This is a genomic window from Methylosinus sp. shoA, assembly GCF_059718125.1.
Genome location: NZ_AP046091.1, coordinates 2,089,010 through 2,111,489 on the forward strand (window position 1 = coordinate 2,089,010; position 22,480 = coordinate 2,111,489).

At 64.2% G+C, this 22,480-nt stretch carries 30 protein-coding genes; 23 read left to right on the forward strand and 7 right to left on the reverse strand.

The window, feature by feature from the left end; genetic code table 11:
* Nucleotides 1–5 precede the first annotated feature (5 nt).
* Nucleotides 6–482: an NfeD family protein gene (locus AC6IW9_RS09385; RefSeq protein WP_497771836.1), complete on the forward strand. Its 477-nt coding sequence runs from the start codon at nt 6–8 to the stop codon at nt 480–482.
* A gap of 133 nt (nt 483–615) precedes the next feature.
* On the opposite strand, the gene bufA2 is transcribed toward AC6IW9_RS09385, so the two are convergent.
* Nucleotides 616–876 carry a BufA2 family periplasmic bufferin-type metallophore gene (gene bufA2 / locus AC6IW9_RS09390; protein WP_497771838.1) on the reverse strand — a complete coding sequence of 87 codons (261 nt, stop codon included), beginning with the start codon at nt 874–876 and terminating at the stop codon, nt 616–618.
* A 262-nt stretch (nt 877–1,138) separates the two neighbouring features.
* Between bufA2 and AC6IW9_RS09395 the strand changes: the two genes are divergently transcribed.
* From AC6IW9_RS09395 to AC6IW9_RS09405, 3 genes are read left to right on the forward strand one after another with little or no spacing between them, the layout of a single operon-like run.
* Nucleotides 1,139–2,014: a chorismate mutase gene (locus tag AC6IW9_RS09395; protein WP_497771841.1), complete on the forward strand. Its 876-nt coding sequence runs from the start codon at nt 1,139–1,141 to the stop codon at nt 2,012–2,014.
* A 2-nt stretch (nt 2,015–2,016) separates the two neighbouring features.
* A complete protein-coding gene (hisC, locus tag AC6IW9_RS09400; RefSeq protein ID WP_497771843.1) occupies nt 2,017–3,138 on the forward strand; it encodes a histidinol-phosphate transaminase in 1,122 nt (373 codons plus the stop codon).
* Nucleotides 3,131–4,087 (forward strand): prephenate/arogenate dehydrogenase family protein, encoded by a 957-nt coding sequence (locus tag AC6IW9_RS09405; RefSeq protein WP_497771846.1) that lies wholly within the window; start codon nt 3,131–3,133, stop codon nt 4,085–4,087. The genes hisC and AC6IW9_RS09405 overlap by 8 nt, the downstream gene beginning before the upstream one ends.
* Before the next feature lie 314 nt (nt 4,088–4,401).
* Here the strand turns inward: AC6IW9_RS09405 and AC6IW9_RS09410 are convergent, their stop codons facing one another.
* On the reverse strand, nt 4,402–4,566 hold the full coding sequence (locus AC6IW9_RS09410; RefSeq protein ID WP_497771849.1) for a hypothetical protein: 165 nt from the start codon (nt 4,564–4,566) through the stop codon (nt 4,402–4,404).
* Between the two features lie 186 nt (nt 4,567–4,752).
* Between AC6IW9_RS09410 and AC6IW9_RS09415 the strand changes: the two genes are divergently transcribed.
* Both AC6IW9_RS09415 and AC6IW9_RS09420 read left to right on the forward strand, forming a co-directional pair.
* Complete coding sequence (locus AC6IW9_RS09415; RefSeq protein WP_497771851.1) at nt 4,753–5,178, forward strand: group II truncated hemoglobin; 426 nt, start codon at nt 4,753–4,755, stop codon at nt 5,176–5,178.
* Nucleotides 5,162–5,752: a hypothetical protein gene (locus AC6IW9_RS09420; protein ID WP_497771853.1), complete on the forward strand. Its 591-nt coding sequence runs from the start codon at nt 5,162–5,164 to the stop codon at nt 5,750–5,752. The genes AC6IW9_RS09415 and AC6IW9_RS09420 overlap by 17 nt, the downstream gene beginning before the upstream one ends.
* A gap of 115 nt (nt 5,753–5,867) precedes the next feature.
* Here the strand turns inward: AC6IW9_RS09420 and AC6IW9_RS09425 are convergent, their stop codons facing one another.
* From AC6IW9_RS09425 to AC6IW9_RS09440, 4 genes are all read right to left on the reverse strand, one after another.
* Nucleotides 5,868–6,125 carry a hypothetical protein gene (locus tag AC6IW9_RS09425; RefSeq protein ID WP_497771856.1) on the reverse strand — a complete coding sequence of 86 codons (258 nt, stop codon included), beginning with the start codon at nt 6,123–6,125 and terminating at the stop codon, nt 5,868–5,870.
* Nucleotides 6,071–6,628, reverse strand: a complete 558-nt coding sequence (locus AC6IW9_RS09430; RefSeq protein ID WP_497771859.1) for a 4Fe4S-binding leucine-rich repeat protein — start codon at nt 6,626–6,628, stop codon at nt 6,071–6,073. Before AC6IW9_RS09430 ends, AC6IW9_RS09425 begins: the two co-directional genes overlap by 55 nt.
* 23 nt (nt 6,629–6,651) lie before the next feature.
* Entirely contained in the window at nt 6,652–8,415 is a 1,764-nt protein-coding gene (gene nifA / locus AC6IW9_RS09435; RefSeq protein WP_497771862.1) for a nif-specific transcriptional activator NifA, read from the reverse strand.
* 126 nt (nt 8,416–8,541) lie between these two features.
* Nucleotides 8,542–9,021: a hypothetical protein gene (locus tag AC6IW9_RS09440; RefSeq protein ID WP_497771865.1), complete on the reverse strand. Its 480-nt coding sequence runs from the start codon at nt 9,019–9,021 to the stop codon at nt 8,542–8,544.
* A 358-nt stretch (nt 9,022–9,379) separates the two neighbouring features.
* Here AC6IW9_RS09440 and nifB point away from each other — a divergent pair, with 358 nt between their 5' ends.
* The 14 genes from nifB (at nt 9,380) to AC6IW9_RS09510 (ending at nt 17,322) form a co-directional block, all read left to right on the forward strand.
* A complete protein-coding gene (nifB, locus tag AC6IW9_RS09445) occupies nt 9,380–10,939 on the forward strand; it encodes a nitrogenase cofactor biosynthesis protein NifB (protein WP_497771867.1) in 1,560 nt (519 codons plus the stop codon).
* Between the two features lie 127 nt (nt 10,940–11,066).
* Entirely contained in the window at nt 11,067–11,300 is a 234-nt protein-coding gene (locus AC6IW9_RS09450; RefSeq protein ID WP_497771870.1) for a 4Fe-4S dicluster domain-containing protein, read from the forward strand.
* A complete protein-coding gene (locus AC6IW9_RS09455; protein ID WP_497771872.1) occupies nt 11,297–11,647 on the forward strand; it encodes a HesB/IscA family protein in 351 nt (116 codons plus the stop codon). Before AC6IW9_RS09450 ends, AC6IW9_RS09455 begins: the two co-directional genes overlap by 4 nt.
* A gap of 17 nt (nt 11,648–11,664) precedes the next feature.
* Nucleotides 11,665–12,210: a hypothetical protein gene (locus AC6IW9_RS09460; protein ID WP_497771875.1), complete on the forward strand. Its 546-nt coding sequence runs from the start codon at nt 11,665–11,667 to the stop codon at nt 12,208–12,210.
* Entirely contained in the window at nt 12,200–13,012 is an 813-nt protein-coding gene (locus tag AC6IW9_RS09465; protein ID WP_497771878.1) for a 4Fe4S-binding leucine-rich repeat protein, read from the forward strand. Before AC6IW9_RS09460 ends, AC6IW9_RS09465 begins: the two co-directional genes overlap by 11 nt.
* Entirely contained in the window at nt 13,009–13,305 is a 297-nt protein-coding gene (locus tag AC6IW9_RS09470; RefSeq protein ID WP_497771880.1) for a nitrogen fixation protein NifZ, read from the forward strand. The genes AC6IW9_RS09465 and AC6IW9_RS09470 overlap by 4 nt, the downstream gene beginning before the upstream one ends.
* Complete coding sequence (locus AC6IW9_RS09475; RefSeq protein ID WP_497771883.1) at nt 13,302–13,529, forward strand: nitrogen fixation protein NifZ; 228 nt, start codon at nt 13,302–13,304, stop codon at nt 13,527–13,529. The genes AC6IW9_RS09470 and AC6IW9_RS09475 overlap by 4 nt, the downstream gene beginning before the upstream one ends.
* A gap of 84 nt (nt 13,530–13,613) precedes the next feature.
* A complete protein-coding gene (nifT, locus tag AC6IW9_RS09480) occupies nt 13,614–13,817 on the forward strand; it encodes a putative nitrogen fixation protein NifT (RefSeq protein WP_497772482.1) in 204 nt (67 codons plus the stop codon).
* A gap of 2 nt (nt 13,818–13,819) precedes the next feature.
* Nucleotides 13,820–14,083: a DUF6129 family protein gene (locus tag AC6IW9_RS09485; RefSeq protein WP_497771886.1), complete on the forward strand. Its 264-nt coding sequence runs from the start codon at nt 13,820–13,822 to the stop codon at nt 14,081–14,083.
* 4 nt (nt 14,084–14,087) lie between these two features.
* Nucleotides 14,088–15,239 carry a DegT/DnrJ/EryC1/StrS family aminotransferase gene (locus AC6IW9_RS09490; RefSeq protein ID WP_497771889.1) on the forward strand — a complete coding sequence of 384 codons (1,152 nt, stop codon included), beginning with the start codon at nt 14,088–14,090 and terminating at the stop codon, nt 15,237–15,239.
* Nucleotides 15,240–15,468: 229 nt separating this feature from the next.
* Nucleotides 15,469–15,774, forward strand: a complete 306-nt coding sequence (locus AC6IW9_RS09495) for a 2Fe-2S iron-sulfur cluster-binding protein (protein WP_497772483.1) — start codon at nt 15,469–15,471, stop codon at nt 15,772–15,774.
* A gap of 19 nt (nt 15,775–15,793) precedes the next feature.
* Entirely contained in the window at nt 15,794–16,009 is a 216-nt protein-coding gene (locus tag AC6IW9_RS09500) for a hypothetical protein (RefSeq protein WP_497771891.1), read from the forward strand.
* Between the two features lie 35 nt (nt 16,010–16,044).
* The gene (locus tag AC6IW9_RS09505) at nt 16,045–16,944 is read left to right on the forward strand and encodes an SIR2 family NAD-dependent protein deacylase (protein ID WP_497771894.1); all 900 of its coding nucleotides are present in this window, start codon (nt 16,045–16,047) and stop codon (nt 16,942–16,944) included.
* A 45-nt stretch (nt 16,945–16,989) separates the two neighbouring features.
* Nucleotides 16,990–17,322 (forward strand): (2Fe-2S) ferredoxin domain-containing protein, encoded by a 333-nt coding sequence (locus tag AC6IW9_RS09510; RefSeq protein WP_497771896.1) that lies wholly within the window; start codon nt 16,990–16,992, stop codon nt 17,320–17,322.
* Between the two features lie 101 nt (nt 17,323–17,423).
* Here the strand turns inward: AC6IW9_RS09510 and AC6IW9_RS09515 are convergent, their stop codons facing one another.
* The gene (locus AC6IW9_RS09515) at nt 17,424–17,852 is read right to left on the reverse strand and encodes a response regulator (RefSeq protein WP_497771899.1); all 429 of its coding nucleotides are present in this window, start codon (nt 17,850–17,852) and stop codon (nt 17,424–17,426) included.
* Nucleotides 17,853–18,256: 404 nt separating this feature from the next.
* Here AC6IW9_RS09515 and nifH point away from each other — a divergent pair, with 404 nt between their 5' ends.
* From nifH to nifK, 3 genes are all read left to right on the forward strand, one after another.
* Nucleotides 18,257–19,144 carry a nitrogenase iron protein gene (gene nifH / locus AC6IW9_RS09520; RefSeq protein ID WP_497772484.1) on the forward strand — a complete coding sequence of 296 codons (888 nt, stop codon included), beginning with the start codon at nt 18,257–18,259 and terminating at the stop codon, nt 19,142–19,144.
* Between the two features lie 83 nt (nt 19,145–19,227).
* Nucleotides 19,228–20,694, forward strand: coding sequence for a nitrogenase molybdenum-iron protein alpha chain (gene nifD, locus AC6IW9_RS09525; RefSeq protein ID WP_497771902.1), 1,467 nt, complete (start codon nt 19,228–19,230; stop codon nt 20,692–20,694).
* Between the two features lie 124 nt (nt 20,695–20,818).
* Nucleotides 20,819–22,378 carry a nitrogenase molybdenum-iron protein subunit beta gene (gene nifK, locus AC6IW9_RS09530; protein WP_497771904.1) on the forward strand — a complete coding sequence of 520 codons (1,560 nt, stop codon included), beginning with the start codon at nt 20,819–20,821 and terminating at the stop codon, nt 22,376–22,378.
* Nucleotides 22,379–22,480 lie beyond the last annotated feature (102 nt).

The window sequence follows — 22,480 nt, forward strand, 5'->3', positions numbered from 1 at the left end:
CGAGAATGGAGCCGACTTTCCTCTCTGATCCCGCCAATCTCGCCCTCGTCGTGGGCCTCGCGCTGCTCGCGCTCGACATCGCCGTGATCGGCCTGTCGCCGCTGATGTTCTTCGCGATCGGCGCGCTCGCGGCCAGCGCGCTGCTCTATCTCACCGGTTTCCGGCCGTCGCTGATCGAGACGGCGGCGCTCGCCGCCGCGCTGAGCCTCGTCATCGCGCTCGTCGGCAAGAAGCCGCTGCAGCGCTTCCAGAACGCCGATGTCGAGGAGGACAGGAGCAGCGATCTCATCGGCCGCGAGCTGACGACGACTCACGAGGTGACGAAGTCGGGCGGAATCGTCCATTGGTCCGGCGTCGACTGGCGCGCGCGCCTCGCGGCGGATGCGGCGGCCGACAGTCTCGCGCCTGGCGTACGGGCGCGAGTGACGGCGATCGAGAATCTCACGCTGGTGCTGACGCCATCCTCTCCCGAGCGGGGCTGAGCATGGCCGCACGTCTTCGCGCGCTGCTGGATCCGTTCGAATTCGGAGCTTTCTGACGCCGACAACACCGGGGCCGCGACTACGTTGCGGCGCATCGCCCACGCCCGAGCGGGGGGCCCGCGCGACGCCCCCGTCAATCCAGCGTCTTGCCGCCCGCCGCCTTGCAGGCCTCCGCGGATTCGGCATACACCCAGCCCTTGCCCTTGCAGGCGTTCGCGCCCTTACAGGCGTTCTTGGGGCTGTGGCAATCGCTCTTGCCTTGGCAGGCGTTGGCGCCGAGGCATTGCACCCGGCCGGGGGTCGCCGCCTGGGCTGTTGTCGCCGCGGCGCCGGCGAGGGCGAGAGAGACGGCCGCCATGGCCAGGGCCGATCCGTTGCGAATCTTGTCGTGCATTGTTTCCTCCCGAGGCGCGCGTCGCCGGCGGCGGCGTCGGCGCGCCTATTTGACCCGCTTCATCGCGCTCGGCAAGCGCAAAGGCGCCGCGGCCGGGGCAATCGGGTGAAGGTTTCCGCGCGCTTCGAGACGGCTCCTTCGGAGCCTCCTCAGCGTGAGGGAACACTCACTCGCTCGTCCGCTGGCCGCGCTCGCATTGCCTCCCGCCTTGCGGCGCCCTAAGAGGAGCCTTCCGCCTTTTCCGCCGCCGACGCCCGCGCCGATGCGAGACGACGCCTTGCCGAAGAACGAGACCGAGACGCTGGAGGACCTGCGCGCCGAGATCGATCGGCTCGATCGCGACATGCACGAGCTCCTGATGCGGCGCGGCGAGATCATCGATCGGCTGATCGCCGTCAAGGGCCAGAGCGGCGCCTCCGCCTTCCGGCCGGACCGCGAGGCGCAGATGATGCGCGCCCTCGTGTCGCGCCATCGCGGCCTGCTGCCGGTCGACACGGTCGAGGGCGTTTGGCGCATCATCGTCTCCACCTTCACCTTCATGCAGGCCGAATACAGCGTCCACGCCGACGATTCCGGCGGCGACGCCGCCATGCGCGACAGCGCGCGCTTCCACTTCGGCTTCACCGTGCCTTATGTGACGCATCACGGCGCCGGCGCCGTCGTCGCGGCCGTGGCCGCGTCCAAGGGCGATCTCGGCATGGTGCGCTCCTCCGGCGCGCAGGACGAAGGCGCCTGGTGGACGCGGCTCGCCGGCGCGAACGCGCCCAAGATCATCGCGCGATTGCCTTTCGTCGAGCGGCCCGACCATCCGGCCGGCCTGCCGGTGCTGATCGTCGCCAAGCCGCTCGCCGAGGCGGCCTCGCAGGATATCGGCCTGCACGCCGTCTCCCTGCCGCAATGGAGCCATGCGGCGCCGGGCGCGATCGGCGCGATCGCCGGCGAGATTCTCGCCGCCGCGCCCCATGCGGGCGAATTGTCGCTGCTCGTCGCCGCGCCCGGGCGTATCACGAGCGCGCAATTCATCGAGGAATTGCAGCGCGCCGGCGTCGGCCGCGCCGCCGCGTCGCCGGTCGGCAGCCATGCGGCGCGTTTCGAGCTGGACCGGGCGCGCAGCGGCGTTTTCGCCCCGAGGAGTTGACGATGACGAGACCTGTCGTGCGGCCGAACGTGCTGGCGATCGATCCTTATGTGCCCGGCAAGAGCGCGGCGCCGGGCGCGGCGCGCGTGTTCAAGCTCTCGGCCAATGAGACGCCGCTCGGGCCCTCGCCCAGGGCGATCGAGGCGCTGCGCGCGCTCGCTCCCGAGATCGCCGCCTATCCGGATGGCGCGGCGACGCGGCTGCGGCAGGCGATCGGCAAGGCCCATGGGCTCGATCCCGAGCGCATCGTCTGCGGCGCCGGCTCGGACAATATTCTCGCTTTGCTCGCTCTGGCCTTCGTCGGCGAGGGCGACGAGGGGATCTACACCGAGCACGGCTTTCTCGAATATCGTATCGTCATTCTCGCGGCGGGCGGCGTTCCCGTCGTCGCGCCGGAAAAAGATTATCGGGCGAGCGTCGACGCCGTTCTCGACAAGGTGACGACTCGCACGAAGATCGTGTTCCTCGCCAATCCGAACAATCCGACCGGAACCTTCCTGCCCAAGGCGGAGATCGAGCGGCTCGCGAACGCGCTGCCGCCGCATGTGCTGCTCGTCATCGACGCCGCCTATGCGGAATATGTGCGGCGCGAGGATTATTCGCCGTCGCTCGAGCTCGCGACAGCGCGCGAGAATGTCGTGACGACGCGAACCTTCTCGAAGATCTACGGGCTCGCGGGCCTGCGGCTCGGTTGGGGCTACGGTCCGGCGCATGTCGTCGACGCGCTGAACCGCATTCGCGACCCGTTCAATGTGAGCAGCGCGGCGATCGCGGCGGGCATAGCGGCGGTCGAGGACGGGGCGCATCTCGCCGCGGCGGTCGCGCATAACGAGCGCTGGCTGCCGTTGATGACGCGGGAGATCGAGGCGCTCGGGCTCGAGGCGCTGCCGAGCGTCGCCAATTTCATCGCCATTCGCTTTCCCGAGGAGGCGGGCCGCACGGCGGCGGACGCCGATCGGTTCCTCACCGCGCGCGGGCTGGTGCTGCGCGCGATCGGCGCCTATGGCATGCCGCAGTTCCTGCGGCTGACGATCGGCTCGGAGGAGGCCAATCGCCTCGTCCTCGCGGCGCTCGGCGAGTTCGTCGCCTCCTGGCGCGCGACGCCGCGGGCTGCGCATGGCTGAACAGGCGGGCGCGTCGGCGCCGATCTTCGACAGCGTCGCGCTGATCGGACTGGGCCTCATCGGCTCGTCGATCGCGCGCGCCGCGCGCGCCTATGGCGCGGCGCGGCGCATCGTCGCTTTCGACGCGTCGGCCGAGGTGCGCGCGCGCGTGTGCGAGCTCGGAATAGCCGACGAAACCGTGGAGGAGATCGCCGAGGCCGCGCGCGGCGATCTCGTCGTTCTCTGCGTGCCGGTCGGCGTCTGCGGCGAGGTCGCGCTCACGCTCGCGCCGCATCTGCCGCCCGGCGCGATCCTCACCGACGTCGGCTCGGTGAAGGCGGCCGTCGTCGCCGAGGTGGCGCCCCATGTGCCGGGGGGGGTGCATTTCATTCCCGCCCATCCGATCGCCGGCACCGAATATTCCGGCCCGGACGCGGGTTTTGCGACCTTGTTCCAGAATCGCTGGTGCATTCTCACGCCGCAGCCCGAGGTCGATGCGGCGGCGGTCGAAAAGCTCGCGGCCTTCTGGACGCGGCTCGGCGCCAATGTCGAGACGATGACCGCCGCGCATCATGATCTGGTGCTGGCGGTGACGAGCCATCTGCCGCATCTCATCGCCTACAACATCGTCGGCACGGCCGCCGATCTCGAGGAGGTCACGCAGTCGGAGGTCATCAAATTCTCGGCGAGCGGCTTTCGCGATTTCACCCGCATCGCCGCCTCCGATCCGACGATGTGGCGCGACATCTTCTTGAACAACAAGGAAGCCGTGCTCGAGATGCTCGGGCGGTTCGACGAGGATTTGACCGCGCTGCGACGTATGATCCGCAGCGGCGACGGCGACGGCCTGTTCGCGCTGTTCACGCGCACGCGCGCCATCCGCCGCAGCATCGTCGCTCAAGGGCAGGACACGGCGGCGCCGGATTTCGGCCGCGCGGCGGCGAAGGCCGATCCCGCGACGCGGCGCTGACGTGGCGTCGAATTTCATCTCATACTTTTCTATAGTTTTCTCAGCGCGCGACGGCGGCATGTGGCGTATCAATGCACGTTTTCCGAGTTGCGTCGTTCTCACCCGTCCGTTTCGGCGTCGAGCCGACAGCTTTCGTCGACCGAGGCCCGCCCCTGGGCGAACTGGAGCAGGCCGAGCGCTTGCCGCGGCGAGAGGCGCCGGCAGCAGCAGAAGCAACCGGCGCTGCTCGCGCGGCAGGCATTACGCGCAAAGAAAGACCGCCAGCGGCGCGATCGCCGCGAGCAGGCTCGCGCACGTGAGGTGCGGATCGACGTTCATCGCCATCCAGGGCGTCGCGCGCCATGCGCCGAGAAGTAGGGCTGGAAGGGCGACGAGTTCGAGGACGGCGTCGACAGAAGGCCGCTGCGGGCGCCCCCGCCGAGCAGCACGCCGGCGGCGAGCGCGACGCCGGCCGCGCCGAAGAGCAAATGATCGGGCATTGGAAAAATACTTTCGTGATGGCGAACGCCGCCAGTCTACCGCTGCGCGCCGAGTGCGTAGACGAGCGGAAGCCCCCGAGGATCGTTCCAGCGAGACCCGAAACGCCGCGAAGCCGTCTCGAGAAAGCGCTTGCCGGGCGCCGAAAAATGCGTCCCATCGGCATATGAATTGCTTGCTCTGGAGGCATGACTGTGGACGCCGTGCAATCGACCAAGACCGCATTCGACATCATCGGAGGCCAGGAGGCGGTGAATCGTCTCGTCGAGACCTTCTACCGCAATATGGACGTGCTGCCGCAGGCGCGGACCATCCGCGCCATGCACGCCGAAGACCTCGGCCCGACCAAGGCGGTTCTGAAGCTCTATCTGGCCGAATGGCTGGGTGGGCCGAAGATCTATTCGGAACAGCGGGGCCATCCGCGATTGCGCATGCGTCACATGGGCTTTGCGATCGGCCCTGCCGAGCGCGACGCGTGGATGGCCTGCATGACTGGCGCGCTCGAAGAGGTGGTCGATGATGTGAGACTGCGTGACGCACTGAAGCAGAACTTCGCCAAACTGGCGGATTGGCTACGTAACGATCCGGATAATCGACATGACAAGCATCACTGAGACGGCGTTTGCGACACTCGAGCAGCAGAAGCGGCTGCTCAGCCCTGTTCACAAGGGACCGACCGACAAGGCCGGGCGCTTCGGCTTCCGCGGCATGTTCGCCCTGAAATTCGCCCAGCAGCTCGCCGACGAGGCGCGCCCGCCGGAACTCTGCGCCGATCAGGTGATCGCGGTCGCCGAGGCCGGCAAGCCCACCTTCGACTTCATCGCCTTGTGGCTCCTCTCTTTCGAGCATCTCGGCACTGTCGCCGAAGTGCTGAAGGGCCTGCTCAGCCCCACCGGCAAATATTTCGTCTTCGCCAACAATATCGACCTGCTCAGCAAATATCAGGTCGAGATCGACGGCATCAATTATTATGTGCTGCCGATCGACGAGGCGACCGTCTACAATGAGCTGCTCGAGCTGTTCTACATCGAGAAGAACGATCTCAAGAAGCTGTCGACTGCAGGCAAGATCGACGCTGTCGCCAACGCCGGCATCGCCTTCGACGGGAAGTTCGAGAAGATCACCTTCGAGAAGGGCCTCGAGGTCATGGGCCCGGTGCGCAATCGCAACGAGAACCGCCCCGTCTGACGAAATCCGTCATTGCGAGGAGCGAAGCGACGAAGCAAATCCAGGGCCGCTCCGCGACTCTGGATCTCTTCGCTCCGCTCGCGACGACGGGTCACCGGTTACGGGCGCTGCGCGATCAGACTTCGTCGTCGAGACGCGCTCGAGCGCAGGCGCGCACGAGTTCGTCCTCGTCGTCGAGCAGAGCGTTCAGCATATCTTTCGGGCAGCGCTCGGCGACTGTAAAACGGACGCGCAGATCCTCATCGCACAGCAATGCATGAAGCCGTTCGGCCGGCAGCCGTTCGGCGACGACGAGGCGAACCATCGGCTCCGGATCCTTCATGAGAAGGTGCAGGCGTTCCAGCGGCGTGCGGCGTGCGACCCAGCGGCGCACCTCCGGATCTCGTCATGCGCGGCGACGGCGAGCAGCTCCGGCTCCAGGCGCCGCACGACATGGATGCGCACCAGATAATCAGGGTCTGCATACATCGAGAGCAGAGCGGCGCCCTCGAGACGATTGGCGACCGCGATCCGCACGCGCGTTTCGGGATCTTTCGCCAGCGGCGCGACCCTGGTCGCCGGCAGCCGTGAACAGACAACGGCGCGCACCTCGGGCTCCGGATCATTCAGGAGCGGCGTCAGGCGCATCACGCTCGCGTAACGGGCCGCGCGCGCGCGCACCTCGAAATAGGCGTGGTCGAGATAGGAATCGGCGAGTTCCGGATGCGCCCGAAAGAACAGATCGACGCGCCTCGCGCGCCGGTCGCGCACGCAGGACGCGCCTTTCCGGCACAATCCCTCGCGATTGAGCGCCACATGGGAGCATTCACGGCATCGAATCGGCCGGCCGCGCCAATCCAACGGGTCGTCGTCGATTCGTTCGGGTTCTGCGGCCATCGTCGCGTCGTTTGTTGCAGTCGTCAAAATTTCTTTACCGGAATTTCGTGCTTCTGCAAGGCGTAGCCGATTTGCCGCGGCGTCAGGCCGAGCAGGCGCGCGGCTTTCGCCTTCACCCATCCCGCCTGCTCCATCGCCTCGATGAGTTTCTCGCGATCGGAGCGCTGGTCGGCCTCCACCGCGCTACAGTTCTCGGCGCCGGGGCAGGCGCCGCCAGGAGAAGCGGCGACGGCGGCCGGTGGTTCCTCCGCCGGACGAACCGGAGGACGCGCCGGAGCCGCGGGCTGGACCGGCCGCGACACGATCGGCAAAGGCGTGAAGCTCGGCGGATGCGGCCCGGCTCCGCCTCCCTCGCGAGAGCCGTTCCACAGCACGGAGGAGAGGCAGCCGTCGTTGCGGCAGGAAAAGTCGCGATCGACGATCGCCTCGCCCCGCGCCAGAGTCGCCGTGCGATAGACGCAATTCTCCAACTCGCGGATATTGCCCGGGAAGCTGCAGTCCGAGAGCACCTCCATCGCCGAGTCCGAAAGTGTCAGATGAACGTTCTGCTCGATGTTGAAGCGGCGCAGAAATTCCTTGGCGAGCGGCGCCAGATCGCCTTTGCGCTCGCGCAGCGGCGGCAGGAAGATCGGCACGACGCTGATCCGGTAATAGAGATCGGCGCGGAACTCGCCCTTCTGCACCGCCTCCTCGAGATTGCGGTTGGTGGCGCAGACGAAGCGCACGTCGACCTTCATCGTGCGGGAGCCGCCGACGCGCTCGAACTCGCCTTCCTGCAGGACGCGCAACAGCTTGGCCTGGAAGGCGGGAGTGACGTCGCCGATCTCGTCCAGGAACAGAGTGCCGCCGTCTGCGAGCTCGAAGCGCCCCTTGCGCAGGCCCGCTGCGCCGGTGAAGGCGCCCCGCTCATGGCCGAACAATTCCGATTCGAGCACGCTCTCGGGCAGAGCCGCGCAGTTCAGCTTCACGAAAGGCTTGCCGTGGCGCGGGGAGAGATTGTGAATGGCCGCCGCGAACAATTCCTTGCCGGTGCCCGATTCGCCGCGCAGCAGCACGGTCGACTTGGCCTTGGCCACGATACGGATCTTCTCGACGACGGCGCGCACCGCCGGGCTCTCGCCGACGATGCCCTTGATGTTGTCGTAACGCGCTTCGGCGTGCGTGGGCCGCTCGGCCTTCTCGAGCCGCGCCTTCTCCTGCATCAGCCGCTCGCGGTCGCGGGCGATCAGCTTGTGCAGCCGCAGCGTTTGGCCGACCATATTGGCGACCATTGTCAGGAAACGGACGTCGTGGTCGAAGCGCACGGAAGAGCGGTTGCCGTAGACGCGGTCGACGGTCAGGGTGCCGACCACCTGCTCCCCGTCCTTGATCGGCACGCCGATGAGCGAGAAGGGCTGGCCGTCGGTCGGCCCCCATTCGGAGAGGTCCGACCCCTCGAACAGGGGCGAGGCCGCGACATTCTCGACCACGAGCGGCATTTTGGTCGCGACGATCTGGCCGACCGCGCGCTCCGGGAGGTGCTCGAAGAATTTCTTCGCGTTGCCCTCGCTCCATCCGGAGCCCACGACGATCTCCGGATCGCCGTGGGAGTCGAGCAGCGCGATCAGACCGTGCCGCATGTCGAGAAAGCTCGACAGCAGCGCCAGCACCCCGGCCAGCGTTCGCTCCAGCCGGTTCGGCGACGCGAGCAGCTTCGAGATTTCGTAGATTCCGACAAGAGCCGATTCGCTCGGGTCGAACGAACGAGCCTGAGCCGTGTTCATGCTGGTCCCAGCTTCGTATCCCATCGACATGCCTCGAGACGTGCGCGGGAATCGATAAGTCAGTCTGGAAATCTTAGCAACTAATGTGCCGTCGATGTGGCGAATTCTGCAACGCGCGACGTTGCGCCGCGCCCCGCGACGCCGTCGGAATCAGGCAACGCCTTGCGCCAATTCGTAGATTACTGTCCAGCCGACCGCGCCGCGCGGATCGATGGCCTTTAGAATTGCCAAATTGTCCAACGCCTTGGCTTTGTAGCCTCGCTTGAGCTCGATGAAGCTCAGCGCCTTCAGAGTGTACAGGGCGAAGCGTTCCGCCGAGCCCGGCGCCGTTTCTTTCAGCGGCCATTCGCGTGGATCGGTCGACCAGCCCGCCTGCCGGGTCGCCTCCTCCAGGCCGAGAACGGCCATGGCGAAGGCCACTTCGAGGTTCCCCATATAAGTGTGAATTTTGTAGAGGCAATAATAGGCGGGCAGCTCGTGCGGCGACAGTTCCAGCGCCTCGCGGAACAGCTGATCGGCCCGCTCCGGATCGCGCCGATAGGCCGCGACCCCTTTCTGCAGGAGCTCGTTCACAGCCGGCGACAGCTCGCCGAAGTCGATGATGTCGGTTTCGCGCGTGAGATCGTTCATGCGCGCGGCCGCAGGCAAATGCCGCGCCAGTCGACCACTTCGTCCCGGCCCCGCCGGAGGCGGCTCCGTCATCCGCATCGGCGCGAACCGGGAGCCCGGCGCACGCGGCGAAGTGTCGCGTTGCCGACAGCCGCGACCGCTTCTTTCCGACAAGTGTCGGCATTTGGACAGCTTCCAAACATTGTAGTTTCATCTCGCAATATCAAGCAATTATCCCGCGGCGACGCCATGGCATGCTTGTTGCGAACCTGCTCGCCGGACACCGCTTCCGCGACAGCGCCGGAGCACTGGCAGACGGATATGTCGCGACTGCGTTCCGCAAGGGTTTGAAACTCTTCGACTCGTGAGGAACCGAAAAATGGAATCTCTCAACTCCGAAACAATGGACGTCGGGCAGGCCGAATCGCTCGACGCCGTGATGCAGAAAATCGCCGAGCACAAGGGCTGCGGCACTTCGGGCGGCAGCGGCAAGGCGAGCTGCGGCTCCGGCGCCGGCGAAAACGACCTGCCGCAGGAAATCTGGGACAAGGTCAAGAACCATCCTTGCTACAGCGAGGAAGCGCATCACCACTACGCGCGCATGCATGTCGCCGTCGCGCCCGCCTGCAATATTCAGTGCAACTACTGCAACCGCAAATATGATTGCGCGAACGAATCGCGCCCCGGCGTCGTCTCCGAGAAGCTGACGCCCGAGCAGGCCTCCAAGAAGGTGCTGGCGGTCGCGTCGACGATCCCGCAGATGACCGTGCTCGGCATCGCCGGCCCCGGCGACCCCCTCGCCAATCCGGAAAAGACCTTCAAGACCTTCGAGCTGATCTCTCAGACCGCTCCCGACATCAAGCTCTGCCTGTCGACGAACGGCCTCGCCCTGCCCGATCACATCGACACGATCGCCAAATACAACGTCGATCACGTGACGATCACGATCAATATGGTCGATCCGGACATCGGCGCGCAGATCTATCCCTGGATCTACTGGAACCGCAAACGCATCTTCGGGCGCGAGGCGGCCGCGATCCTGACCGAGCGGCAGCTGCGTGGCCTCGAGATGCTGACCGAGCGCGGCATTCTCTGCAAGGTCAATTCGGTGATGATCCCCGGCATCAACGACAAGCACCTCGTGGAAGTGAACAAGGCCGTCAAGTCGCGCGGCGCGTTCCTGCACAACATCATGCCGCTCATCTCCTCGCCGGAGCACGGCACCGTGTTCGGCCTCAACGGCCAGCGCGGCCCGACGGCTCAGGAGCTGAAGGCGCTGCAGGACTCCTGCGAAGGCGAGATGAACATGATGCGCCATTGCCGCCAGTGCCGCGCCGACGCGGTCGGGCTGCTCGGCGAGGATCGCAGCGCGGAGTTCACCACCGACAAGATCATGGCGATGGAAGTCACCTATGATCTCGAGTCGCGCCAAGCCTATCAGGCGCAGGTCGAGATCGAGCGCCAGAAGGTGGCCGCGGCCAAGAACGCCGAGCTCAACACGCTCGCCGGCGAAGGCAATGAGGACATCAAGATCCTGATCGCCGTCGCGACCAAGGGCTCGGGCCGCGTCAACGAGCACTTCGGCCACGCCAAGGAGTTCCAGATCTACGAGCTGAGCACCAAGGGTGCGAAGTTCATCGGCCATCGCCGCGTCGACCTCTATTGCCAGGGCGGCTACGGCGAGGAGGACAGTCTCGAGACGATCATCCGCGCGATCAATGATTGCACGGCCGTATTCGTCGCCAAGATCGGCGGCTGCCCGAAGAACGACCTGGTCAAGGCCGGCATCGATCCCGTCGACGAATTCGCCTTCGAGTTCATCGAGCAATCCGCGATCACCTACTTCAAGCGCTATCTCGACAAGGTGAACAGCGGCGCGATCGAACACAAGGAGCGCGGCGACGCGACCATCCGTCAGGGCGCCTTCATCTCGGCCTGACGCGGAACGATCGGCGTCCGCCGGCGGCGAAGCGCGCTTCGAGTCGTCGGCGGACGCACGAATATGCGACGTGTCGGGATTGTTCGAATTCCCGACGCCGATCAAAGCTCGATGGAGGAGCAGACAGATGACCTATAAGATCGTTGCTTCGCAATGCACGTCCTGTTCGGCGTGCGAAGCGGAATGCCCCAATGTGGCGATCTCCGAGAAGAACGGAACCTTCGTCATCAATCCGAAGAAGTGCACCGAGTGCATCGGTTATTTCGATGTGCCGCAATGCGTCGCGGTGTGCCCGGTCGACGACACCTGCGTCATCGACACGTCCTATCCGCGCTATCAGGCTGCCGGAGGCGCGGCATGAATATCCAATTCACTCCCGCCGCGGAAAAATTCATCCGTCGCCTCGTCATGTTCGACGGCGGTCCCGGCTATGGTCTGAGCCTGCTAGTCTCTCCGGGCGGGTGCTCGGGAATGTCGGCGGAATTCTCGGTCCAGCCGGCGCCGCGCGAAGGCGAGCAGGCGTTCGACTTCCCGAGCTTCAAGCTGTTTCTGCCGGCGCAGAGCCGCTTGCTGCTCGACGGCGTGACGATCGATTTCAAGGAGACCGCGACCTCCACCGGCTTCTCCTTCATCGATCCCAAGGCGAAGGCTTGCGGGTGCTCCTCGACGCAGACCATCGTCGAGCTTCCGGACACGACCGTGGCGTAAGTGAATAGGGACGCTTCATGTCGACCGGAGATGGCGCAGTCGGTAACGAGACATTCGACGCGGGGGCGGACGAGATCCTCTCCTCTCCCGTGTTCGGAGTCGGGCTGCCGGCGGAAGCAGAGCGCCATCTCCGGGAAGCGGCGCTCTCCTATCATCTCGGCGACGTCGCCGAGCGGCATTTGTTCGAAGCGCGGCGCATCGCGCCGACGCATGTCGCGGTGCTGATCGGCCTCTATCGATTCTATTTTTACAAGAATCGCCTGGAGAACACGCTCGAGATCGCCAAGAGCTGCCTGACGCGCGCGGCCATCGACAATTCGCTTCCGCTCGACTGGCGCGACGTGCGGCCGGGCGACGCCGATTTTGCTTCCTACGAGGCCGTGCTGCCGCGCTTCTTCATGTTCGTGTTGAAGGGTTATGCTTATCTGCAGCTGCGGCTCGGCGAATACGAGGAAGGCCGCGAGGCCGCCGGCAAGCTGCTGGAGCTCGACCCGAGCGACAAGGTCGGGGCCGGCCTTCTCATCTCCGTTCTGGACCGAATGGAGGCCGAGGATGTCGACTGACGAGATCGACGAGGCGATCGATTGGCTCGGGGAGCCGGTCGTCTGCGAGACCTGCCCGCACAAGCATTTGCTCGAGCAAGAAAAGTGCAAGCCCTTGCGCGCTTGCCTCTTCGACCGCTATGCGCGGCGCATCGATCGCTTTTTCGACTGGAATCCCGAGATCGCGCGCGACTATCTCCAGCATTCCTATTTCGAGGTGCGCGCCTGCGCGGCGAAGGTCGCCGAGATTTTCCTGTTGCCGGCAATGCTCGACGATGCGGAGGAGGCGGTGCGATGGAGCGCCGCGCGGCGCCTTCCGAACCGTTACTTGCTCAAGCTGCGCAATGATCCGCATCGCGAAGTTCGCATCCGCGTCGCGCATCGGCTCGATCCGATCGACCTGCTGCCGATGATCGAGGATCGCGATTATTATGTGCGGCAGGTGGTGGCGCGCCGCATCGCGCCCGATCTGCTCATTCTGATGATCGACGACAGCGATATCGAAGTGCGGCGCGTAGTGGCCCAGCGCATCTCGCCTCAGGCTTTGAAGCGGTTGACCGCCGATGGCGATCCCGAGGTTCGCTATGAGGCCGCGCAGAGGCTGGAGCCGGCCCGGCTCGCCGACCTCGTCGACGATCCAGACTGGCGCGTGCGCTACGAGGTCGCGCGGCGCGCAGAGCCGAAAGACATCGGCCGGCTGGTCGCCGACGAGGATCCGATCGTGCGCGAGACGGCCGAGGCGCGGATCGGCAAGACCGCGGAGGCGTCGCGCAAGTCGCAGAATTTCGACCACAATCCCACGCATATCGAGGAACGGATATGAGCAACATCAGCCGTGACAGCGAAATCGTCGAGCTCAACGATCCGCCGGCCTTCAACTACGGCGAAAAGGTGAAGTCGAAGAAAGTGGTGCGCAACGACGGCACCTTCGCGGGCAAGGACGTCGGCGAAATTCTCGTCAAAAAGGGCGAGATCGGATATGTGAGCAGCATCGGCACTTTTTTGCAGCAGTTCTACATCTACGGCGTCGAGTTCGTCGAGACCGGCTATAAGGTCGGCATGCGCAAGAAAGAGCTCGAGCCCGTCGAGGTCGTCGTGGAAGAGGCGAAGAAATGACAGGACGATACGACTGGGGCATGCGCGTGCGCGCGACCGTCGATCTGTTCAACGACGGCTCCCATCCGGGACACGAGCCGCAGGCTCTGCTCGTCAAGGCCGGCGATCCGGGCGAAATCGTCCAGATCGGCGAGCATGTCGAGACCGACACGCCGATCTATATCGTCGAATTCGCTCAAAATCTCATCGTCGGCTGCTTCGAGGAGGAGATCGAACCGGCGTGAGCCGGACGCCCCGTCGCGGCGCGCGGTATGAAGATTGCTTTCGCAAGCCTGTCAATTGAACCAGCGAGGCGCGACGTGAAAGTCATGATCCGTAGAGGCTCGGACGGGGTGCTTTCGGCCTATGTGCCGAAGAAGGATTTGGAGGAGCCGATCGTCGAACAGGAAAATCCCCAATTGTGGGGCGGCACGGTCACTCTCGCCAATGGCTGGAAGCTGCAGCTCCCCGAAATGGCCGCCGAAACATCGCTGCCGATCACAGTCGAAGCGAAGAAGCTGAGCGGAGAGTGAGCATGGGCATCGCGCCGGAGCTATTCGAAGCGATCGACGCGACGCTCGCGACCGCGGCGGCCGACCCGGCGGTCGTCGTGGCCTTGCGCAAAATTGCGCCCGGCGTCCATGCGATCCGTTGCGACAAGGCCGACATTCAGGACGAGACGCCGTTCCGCAGCTATGAGAAATGCGATCTCTTCCTCCTCGACGGCCGCGACCATTGCGTGAAGATCACCTCCGACCCGACGGTCGCGACGGGTCTGGTGGTGGCCCCGAAAAGGTGAGCGAATGCAAACGACCTTTCTGCCGATGAATGATCCTGACCTCGCCCAGAGCGATCTGGACCTGGTCGTCGAAACGCTCACCTCGCCTCGCCTCTCCGCAGGGCCCATGGCGGAGCAGTTCGAAGCGGAATTCGCCAAATATCTCGGCCGCAAACACGCGATCGCGGTGTCGAGCGGAACCATCGGGCTGCTATTGATCCTGCGCGCCTATGGAATCGGTCCCGGCGACGAGGTCGTCGCCTCGCCGCACTCCTTCCGCGAGACCGCACACGCGATCGCCCTGTCGGGCGCACGGCCGGTTTTCGCCGACATCGATTATTGGGCCGGGACGCTCGAGCCCGAAAAAGCGGAGAAGGTCGTCACGGAGCGGACGAAGGCGATCGTCGCCTGCAACACCAATGGCCATCCCGCGCCTTGGGACGCGTTCCGCCGCCTCGTGGAGACCAAGAAGCTCGCCCTGTTCGAGGACTCCACCGAGGCGATCGGCTCGATCTACAAGGGCAAGCTCGTCGGCTCCTTCGGCGATTGCGCCGTCTTCGATTTTTCGCAGCCGAGCGTGATCGCCTGCGGCGAAGGAGGCATGATCGTCACGGACGACGACGACAAGGCCTCGATCATTCGCAATCTGCGCAGCCGACGCGTGCAGGAGCGGTCGTCCGTCGTGCTCGGCGCCTATCCTCCCATGCAGGCCGCGATGAGCGACATCACTGCGGCGCTCGGCCTCGCCCAGTTCCGGCGGCTCGAGCTCCTGCTCGCGCGGCGCACGCGCGTCGAGCGCTGGTACTATCAGTACGTGAAATCCTTCGAAGGCATCAAGGATCCCTATATCGCGCCCGATGTCGAGGAGGTGCATTGGTTCCTCTATGTCGTGCATCTCGGCACACGCTTCTCGCGCTCCAGCCGCGACGCCATCGTCGAGGACCTTCATACGGAAAAGATCGACGCTGCAGCCTATTCGCATCCGCTGCACCTGCAGCGCTATTATTTCGATCTCGGCTATCGGCGCGGAAATTTTTTCGTGACCGAAAAAGTCTCCGATCGGGCCGTGGCGCTGCCGTTCCATGCGCATCTGACGGAAAACCAGATCGCCTTCATCGTCGGCACGATGAAGGATGCGTCCATCAATATCGGTGCGGGCTCGGCCATCTATCTGTGATTACCGCCGCCGGCGCGGCGATTTCAAATCATAATCATTGTCGAAAAACCGACGCGCCGCATCGAAGATTCAGGCGCGGTGGATGCGGATGCGGACAAGACCCAGAATGGACGTCGATTCAATTCATTACGTTCCTGTCCGCATGTTTGCGCGCGCCAATTTGGAGTGGTTCGAAACTTGCTCATTGCTCGATGTGAGGACCATGGCATTGGCAAGGAGGACGAGCGACATGCCGGTACTGACCATTCTGCCGTCAGGCAAAACCATCGAGGCCGAGCAGGGCAGCAGACTTCTGGACGCGATCATCGCCGCCGGAGAGGCGATTCTCAGCAAATGCGGCGGCGAGGCGAAGTGCGGCACGTGCCACGTCTTCGTCCAGGAGGGCAAGAAAACCCTGTCGAAGACGACGCGCGCCGAAAACGAGCGGCTCGATTCCATCGTCGGCGTCGGCTCCAAGTCGCGGCTGGCCTGCCAAGCCAATTTCGGGACCGAAAATGTGACGGTCGAGCTCCTGGGCTTCGACTCGGGTCGCTGACAAAGGACGGAGAAGCAAGATGAGCGAGAAATCTGTCGTGATCCATGTTCGTTTCTATCCCGACGGCGCCGTGTCGGAAATCGGCGAGCGTCCGGTCAGCCTGTCCAACCAGCAATGGTTCGACAAGCTGAGCAACGCCTACGCCATGGATTTTACGGCCCTCTCCGGCGGCCGCGGCGCGTTCAAGCTCACTCCCGAAGAGCTCGATACGGTGAAAGCCGGCGCTCTTCAATAAATGATCGACCGGGTTCGGCGAGAGGAGACTGACAAGTGCTGAGCGCAATCGAAACGGGCCTCGAGCGCGGCCGCGTGATTCCCTATCTCGGACCCGGCGTGCTGGCGCTGGCGCGCGAAGGGGCGCCCGTGCCGGCGTCCCCCGAGGAACTGGTCGGGCATTTGACCAGCATTGCCACCGTGCCGCACAAGATCCGCAATAATCTCACCGCGGCGGCGCAATATATCGAGAACTTCAAGCATCGGAAGACGGTCGTGGCGGGGATGGGCAAGGCCTACGCCCATCCGACCGAACCGAGCGCGCTGCACAAATGGCTCGCGGCGCGTCCGCAGTTGCCGTTGCTGGTTCACGCCTGGTACGACGATCTTCCACAAAAGGCGCTGGCGCAACGCGCCAATTGGGGCCAGGCGCAAGGCGTGTCGCAAGCCGAACACTTCGGCTATTGGGTCGATTACTTCCGTCCCGACGGTTCGCTCGTGCCGAAAAAGGCCTTCGTGCAGGACGGCTCCGGCGCCAAAGCCCCGGCCGAGGCGCCGCAAGAGACGCTCGGCTGGGATACGCTGCTCTATCAGCCGCTCGGCTCGGTGACGCCCGCCGCCAATTACATCATCTCCGACTCGGACTATGTCGAGGTTCTGACGGAAATCGACATTCAGACCCCGATTCCAGAGACGGTGCAGTCGCTCCGCAAAGACCGCAGCTTCCTGTTCCTCGGCTGCCGCTTCGTCACGCAGCTGGAACGCGGCTTCGCGCGCCAGATCATGAAGCGTTCGAGCGATCGCCATTGGGCGGTGATCGAGGGCGCGCTCACCAAGAACGAAGCGAAATTCCTACGTGAGCAGAATATCGAACGGATCGACGCGCCGCTGGCCGAGTTCGTCGCTCGGCTGACGGGCGGCGCCGCGAGCGTCAAGGCGGCCGAAGCGGCCGCCTGATCACGCCTCGGCAAGGGAGAACGGCGTCGACGACAAGGAGCCGAAATGCTCGAAGACCTTCCGGTAGTGTTCAAATATCACGTGTTCACCTGTTTTCAGCAGCGCCCGCCGGGACATCCGCGCGGCAGTTGCACGACCTCCGGCGCCAAGCCGCTCTGGGACCGGTTGCAGGCCCGACTCGGGACGCAGCCGCTGCCCGACGTCTCGATGACGGCGACCGGCTGCCTCGGCTTCTGCCGAGCAGGCCCGCTGATGGTCGTCTATCCGCAGGGAGTCTGGTATGCGCCGCGCTCGCCGGAGGATATCGACGAGATCGTCCAGTCGCATTTCATCGACGGCAATCCGGTGGAGCGATTGATCATCGTCCCGCAACTCTGATCCGGCCGACGAAACGAACACGCCCGCGGCTGGACCGCGGGCGTGTTCGTTTCGGCTCCCGGCTCACCGGATCGTGACTGCGGCGACCCCCCGGCCGATCATCAGCCCAGAACGTTGAGCGGAATGGAGACGCCCTGGCGGCGGCCGAGCAGCACGTCGACTTTTTGCCGCACGAACTCGACGGTGAGCGGCTTGACGAAATAGCCGTGCGCGCCGGCCGCCTGCGCTTCCTTGCCGAAGCCGTTCTGCAGGGAGTCGACCACGACCAGCGTCTTAGCGCCGGGCATGCGCTGCAGGATGTCGCCGAGGACGGACAGGCCGGCGGCGCGCACCACGCTCTCCGACAGGATCACGAGGTCGGGCTTCATCGCCTCCCCCTTTGCGAAGGCTTCGGCCAGGCTCGCGACCTCGTGAGTCTCATATTCGTCATGCAGCATGAATTGAAGGGCCGCGCGAATGATCTCGTCGTCGTCGACGACGAAGATGCGCTTGTTCTCGACCGCCCGGGACGTTTCGACGCCGATCTGCATGCCGTCTTCTCCGTGTTTCGCGTGTCGCAAACGAAGCAATCGCTATGCCGTCACGGCCCGGGCGACTGCCGCCGCGCCGGCTCTGCGGCCGAAAAAGCCGAGACGAAGACGGCCGCGGCTCTGTTCGTATGATTCCGCGCAACACTGTCGGCTTTGACACACGTTGCCCGCAAGACTGCACGAAAAGACGAAACATATATCAATTCAAACAATTAATGAATGACAAATGGCTTGGCACGACGCTTGCGACAAAGGGCCCGCAAGGCGAGTGGCTGCGGAATTGGGCGGCCCCGAACATCAAGGGGGCGATCCGCAACCGGCGCCGGGCTCGGTCGGGAAACACGACTTCGGCCTGCGCGCCGTGCGCGCCGATCGCAATGAAACGGTATCTTAAGGAGACAGAAATGTCAGAACTTCGACAGATCGCGTTCTACGGCAAGGGCGGTATCGGCAAGTCCACGACCTCCCAGAACACCCTCGGGGCTCTCGCCCAGATGGGCCATAAGATCCTCATCGTCGGCTGCGACCCCAAGGCCGATTCGACCCGCCTGATCCTCCACGCCAAGGCGCAGGACACCATTCTGTCGCTCGCGGCCGAGGCCGGTTCGGTCGAGGACCTCGAGATCGAAGACGTCATGAAGATCGGCTTCATGGACATTCGTTGCGTCGAGTCCGGCGGTCCGGAGCCGGGCGTCGGTTGCGCCGGCCGCGGCGTCATCACCTCGATCAACTTCCTCGAGGAGCAGGGCGCTTATGAAGGCGTCGACTACGTCTCCTATGACGTGCTCGGCGACGTGGTCTGCGGCGGCTTCGCCATGCCGATCCGCGAGAACAAGGCCCAGGAGATCTACATCGTCATGTCCGGCGAGATGATGGCCATGTATGCGGCCAACAACATCTCCAAGGGCATTCTGAAATACGCCAACTCCGGCGGCGTGCGCCTCGGCGGGCTCGTCTGCAACGAGCGCAAGACCGACAAGGAGTACGAGCTGGCCGAGTCGCTGGCGAAGAAGCTCGGCACCAAGCTCATCTACTTCGTGCCGCGCGACAATATCGTCCAGCACGCCGAGCTGCGCCGCATGACGGTCGTCGAATACGCGCCGGAATGCGAGCAGGCTCAGCACTACCGCAACCTGGCCGAGCGCGTTCATGCGAACAAGGGCAACGGCATCATCCCGACCCCGATCACCATGGACGAGCTCGAAGACCTCCTCATGGAGCACGGCATCATGAAGGCGGTCGACGAGTCGCAGGTCGGCAAGACCGCTGCGGATCTCGCCGCGATCGCGTAATCCGTTTGAAAGCTTACGGCCCGGCCTCGCACGGGGGCCGGGCCGATCTTTCAGACAAAGACTAATCAGAAAGGGATGGCGTCATGAGCCTCGCTCAACCCGAATCCATCGAAGACCTCAAGGCGCGCAATAAGGCGCTGATCAAAGAGGTCCTCGAAGTCTATCCTGAGAAGACCGCCAAGCGCCGCGCGAAGCACCTCGGCAATTTCGAGGACGGCAAGCCGGACTGTGGCGTGAAGTCCAACATCAAGTCGATCCCCGGCGTGATGACGATCCGTGGCTGCGCTTACGCCGGTTCGAAGGGCGTCGTGTGGGGCCCGATCAAGGACATGATCCACATCAGCCACGGCCCGGTCGGCTGCGGCCAGTATTCCTGGGCGTCGCGCCGCAACTATTACATCGGCACGACGGGCATCGACACTTTCGGCACGATGCAGTTCACCTCCGACTTCCAGGAGAAGGACATCGTGTTCGGCGGCGACAAGAAGCTCGCCAAGCTGATCGACGAGATCCAGGAGCTGTTCCCGCTGAACAAGGGCATTTCCGTCCAGTCCGAGTGCCCGATCGGCCTCATCGGCGACGACATCGAGGCGGTCTCCAAGGCGAAGACCAAAGAGTACAACGGCCACACGATCGTTCCGGTGCGCTGCGAGGGCTTCCGCGGCGTGTCGCAGTCGCTCGGCCATCATCTGGCCAATGACGCGATCCGCGACTGGGTGTTCGACAAGGCCGAGGGCAAGCCGGCTCTGTTCGAGGCGACCCCTTATGACGTCGCGATCATCGGCGACTACAACATCGGCGGCGACGCCTGGTCTTCGCGCATCCTGCTCGAGGAGATGGGCCTGCGCGTCGTGGCGCAGTGGTCGGGCGACGGCACGATCGCCGAGCTCGAAGCGACGCCCCGCGCTAAGCTCAACGTGCTGCACTGCTATCGCTCGATGAACTACATCTCCCGTCACATGGAAGAGAAGTACGGGGTTCCGTGGGTCGAGTACAACTTCTTCGGTCCGTCCAAGATCGAGGAGTCGCTGCGCAAGATCGCCAGCCACTTCGACGACAAGATCAAGGAAGGCGCCGAGCGCGTCATCGCCAAATATCGTCCGCTGATGGACGCGGTGATCGCGAAGTACCGCCCGCGCCTCGAGGGCAAGAAGGTTATGCTCTACGTCGGCGGTCTGCGTCCGCGTCACGTGATCGGAGCCTATGAGGATCTCGGAATGGAGATCGTCGGCACCGGCTACGAGTTCGCGCACAACGACGATTATCAGCGCACGACCCACTATGTGAAGGACGGCACGCTGATCTACGACGACGTGACCGGCTACGAGTTCGAGAAGTTCGTCGAGAAGATCCAGCCTGATCTGGTCGGCTCGGGCATCAAGGAGAAGTACGTCTTCCAGAAGATGGGCGTGCCCTTCCGTCAGATGCACAGCTGGGACTATTCGGGCCCGTATCACGGCTATGACGGCTTCGCGATCTTTGCTCGCGACATGGACATGGCGATCAATTCGCCGGTCTGGAAATTCGCCAAGGCGCCCTGGGCGGCTTGATCGATCGAGTAGCAGACGCTCTTTCGCGAACGGGGGCGACCCCGTTCGCGTTCGAGAGGGCCGACGTCGACGAGCCGGCCAGGTCTTGGAGAGCGGGCGCTCGCGGACAACGAGGGGAACCGACATGCCACAGAATGCAGACAACGTTCTCGATCACTTCAACCTATTCCGCCAGCCGGAATATAAGGAGATGTTCGAGAAGAAGAAAAGAGAGTTCGAGAACCACGTCCCTGACTCCGAAGTCGACCGCGTTCGCGAATGGGCCAAGACCAAGGAATATCAGGAGAAGAATTTCGCTCGCGAGGCGCTGACCGTCAATCCGGCGAAGGCCTGCCAGCCGCTCGGCGCGGTGTTCGCGTCGCTCGGCTTCGAGCAGACGATTCCCTTCGTCCACGGCTCGCAGGGCTGCGTGGCCTATTACCGCTCGCATTTCTCGCGTCACTTCAAGGAGCCGACCTCCTGCGTCTCCTCCTCGATGACCGAAGACGCCGCGGTGTTCGGCGGCCTCAACAATATGATCGACGGCCTCGCCAACACTTATAATATGTACAAGCCGAAGATGATCTCCGTCTCCACGACATGTATGGCGGAAGTCATCGGCGACGACCTCAACGCCTTCATCAAGACTTCGAAGGACAAGGGATCGGTTCCGGCGGAATTCGACGTTCCGTTCGCGCATACCCCGGCGTTCGTCGGCAGCCACGTCACCGGCTACGACAATGTCATGAAGGGCATCATCGAGCACTTCTGGGACGGCAAGGCCGGCACGGCGCCGAAGCTCGAGCGCGTTCCGAACAACAAGATCAACTTCATCGGCGGATTCGACGGCTTCGTCGTCGGCAACATGCGCGAGATCAGGCGCATCTTCAACTCGATGGGCGTCGAGTACACGATCCTGGGCGACCCGAGCGACGTGTGGGATACGCCGACAGACGGCGAGTTCCGCATGTATGACGGCGGCACCACGCTCGAAGAGGCTGCCGATGCGGTCCACGCCAAGGCGACCTTCTCCATGCAGCATTTCTCGACCGAGAAGACGCTGCCGCTGATCGAGTCGCATGGACACGAAGTCTATTCCTTCCATCATCCGATCGGCGTTCGCGCGACCGACGAATTCCTGATGAAGGTCTCGGAAGTCACCGGCAAGCCGATCTCGAAGGAGCTGACCCGCGAGCGCGGCCGCCTCGTCGACGCGATCGCCGACTCCTCGGCGCATCTGCACGGCAAGCGCTACGCGATCTACGGCGATCCGGATCTCTGTTATGGGCTCGCCGCCTTCCTCATGGAGGTGGGCGCCGAGCCGATCACCGTGCTCGCCACCAATGGCGGCAAGGCGTGGGAAGCCAAGATGAAAGAGCTGTTCGCCAGTTCGCCGTTCGGAAAGGGCTGCACAGCCTATCCGGGCAAGGACCTCTGGCATATGCGGTCGCTGCTGTTCACGGAGCCGGTCGACTTCCTGATCGGCAACACCTACGGCAAATATCTCGAGCGCGACACGGGCACGCCGCTCATCCGCATCGGCTTCCCGATCTTCGACCGCCATCACTATCACCGCTTCCCGGTGTGGGGCTATCAGGGCGGTCTCAACGTCCTCGTGTGGCTGCTCGACAAGGTGTTCGACGAGATCGACCGCAACACCAATGTCGTCGCGAAGTCGGACTACAGCTTCGACATCATTCGCTGATCGCGAAAATTTCCGCCGGGCCGGCGTTTGCATATTCGGCCCGGCGAAACAACGAGAACACGAGCCTAGTCGAGCGGGTCGATCGCCGCGCCGGCGCCATGA

What these genes read in the sequence shown, in the direction of transcription:
- AC6IW9_RS09475 (WP_497771883.1), top strand. Translation starts at nt 13,302, where the DNA reads ATGACAGGACGATACGACTGGGGCATGCGCGTGCGCGCGACCGTCGAT.
- nifB (WP_497771867.1), top strand. Translation starts at nt 9,380, where the DNA reads ATGGAATCTCTCAACTCCGAAACAATGGACGTCGGGCAGGCCGAATCG.
- hisC (WP_497771843.1), top strand. Translation starts at nt 2,017, where the DNA reads ATGACGAGACCTGTCGTGCGGCCGAACGTGCTGGCGATCGATCCTTAT.
- bufA2 (WP_497771838.1), bottom strand. Translation starts at nt 876, where the DNA reads ATGCACGACAAGATTCGCAACGGATCGGCCCTGGCCATGGCGGCCGTC.
- AC6IW9_RS09420 (WP_497771853.1), top strand. Translation starts at nt 5,162, where the DNA reads ATGACAAGCATCACTGAGACGGCGTTTGCGACACTCGAGCAGCAGAAG.
- AC6IW9_RS09440 (WP_497771865.1), bottom strand. Translation starts at nt 9,021, where the DNA reads ATGAACGATCTCACGCGCGAAACCGACATCATCGACTTCGGCGAGCTG.
- nifD (WP_497771902.1), top strand. Translation starts at nt 19,228, where the DNA reads ATGAGCCTCGCTCAACCCGAATCCATCGAAGACCTCAAGGCGCGCAAT.
- AC6IW9_RS09490 (WP_497771889.1), top strand. Translation starts at nt 14,088, where the DNA reads ATGCAAACGACCTTTCTGCCGATGAATGATCCTGACCTCGCCCAGAGC.
- AC6IW9_RS09415 (WP_497771851.1), top strand. Translation starts at nt 4,753, where the DNA reads ATGACTGTGGACGCCGTGCAATCGACCAAGACCGCATTCGACATCATC.
- nifH (WP_497772484.1), top strand. Translation starts at nt 18,257, where the DNA reads ATGTCAGAACTTCGACAGATCGCGTTCTACGGCAAGGGCGGTATCGGC.
- AC6IW9_RS09510 (WP_497771896.1), top strand. Translation starts at nt 16,990, where the DNA reads ATGCTCGAAGACCTTCCGGTAGTGTTCAAATATCACGTGTTCACCTGT.
- AC6IW9_RS09430 (WP_497771859.1), bottom strand. Translation starts at nt 6,628, where the DNA reads ATGGCCGCAGAACCCGAACGAATCGACGACGACCCGTTGGATTGGCGC.
- AC6IW9_RS09495 (WP_497772483.1), top strand. Translation starts at nt 15,469, where the DNA reads ATGCCGGTACTGACCATTCTGCCGTCAGGCAAAACCATCGAGGCCGAG.
- AC6IW9_RS09395 (WP_497771841.1), top strand. Translation starts at nt 1,139, where the DNA reads ATGCGAGACGACGCCTTGCCGAAGAACGAGACCGAGACGCTGGAGGAC.
- AC6IW9_RS09465 (WP_497771878.1), top strand. Translation starts at nt 12,200, where the DNA reads ATGTCGACTGACGAGATCGACGAGGCGATCGATTGGCTCGGGGAGCCG.
- AC6IW9_RS09385 (WP_497771836.1), top strand. Translation starts at nt 6, where the DNA reads ATGGAGCCGACTTTCCTCTCTGATCCCGCCAATCTCGCCCTCGTCGTG.
- AC6IW9_RS09450 (WP_497771870.1), top strand. Translation starts at nt 11,067, where the DNA reads ATGACCTATAAGATCGTTGCTTCGCAATGCACGTCCTGTTCGGCGTGC.
- AC6IW9_RS09485 (WP_497771886.1), top strand. Translation starts at nt 13,820, where the DNA reads ATGGGCATCGCGCCGGAGCTATTCGAAGCGATCGACGCGACGCTCGCG.
- AC6IW9_RS09460 (WP_497771875.1), top strand. Translation starts at nt 11,665, where the DNA reads ATGTCGACCGGAGATGGCGCAGTCGGTAACGAGACATTCGACGCGGGG.
- nifA (WP_497771862.1), bottom strand. Translation starts at nt 8,415, where the DNA reads ATGGGATACGAAGCTGGGACCAGCATGAACACGGCTCAGGCTCGTTCG.
- AC6IW9_RS09410 (WP_497771849.1), bottom strand. Translation starts at nt 4,566, where the DNA reads ATGCCCGATCATTTGCTCTTCGGCGCGGCCGGCGTCGCGCTCGCCGCC.
- AC6IW9_RS09405 (WP_497771846.1), top strand. Translation starts at nt 3,131, where the DNA reads ATGGCTGAACAGGCGGGCGCGTCGGCGCCGATCTTCGACAGCGTCGCG.
- AC6IW9_RS09455 (WP_497771872.1), top strand. Translation starts at nt 11,297, where the DNA reads ATGAATATCCAATTCACTCCCGCCGCGGAAAAATTCATCCGTCGCCTC.
- nifK (WP_497771904.1), top strand. Translation starts at nt 20,819, where the DNA reads ATGCCACAGAATGCAGACAACGTTCTCGATCACTTCAACCTATTCCGC.
- AC6IW9_RS09470 (WP_497771880.1), top strand. Translation starts at nt 13,009, where the DNA reads ATGAGCAACATCAGCCGTGACAGCGAAATCGTCGAGCTCAACGATCCG.
- nifT (WP_497772482.1), top strand. Translation starts at nt 13,614, where the DNA reads ATGATCCGTAGAGGCTCGGACGGGGTGCTTTCGGCCTATGTGCCGAAG.
- AC6IW9_RS09515 (WP_497771899.1), bottom strand. Translation starts at nt 17,852, where the DNA reads ATGCAGATCGGCGTCGAAACGTCCCGGGCGGTCGAGAACAAGCGCATC.
- AC6IW9_RS09500 (WP_497771891.1), top strand. Translation starts at nt 15,794, where the DNA reads ATGAGCGAGAAATCTGTCGTGATCCATGTTCGTTTCTATCCCGACGGC.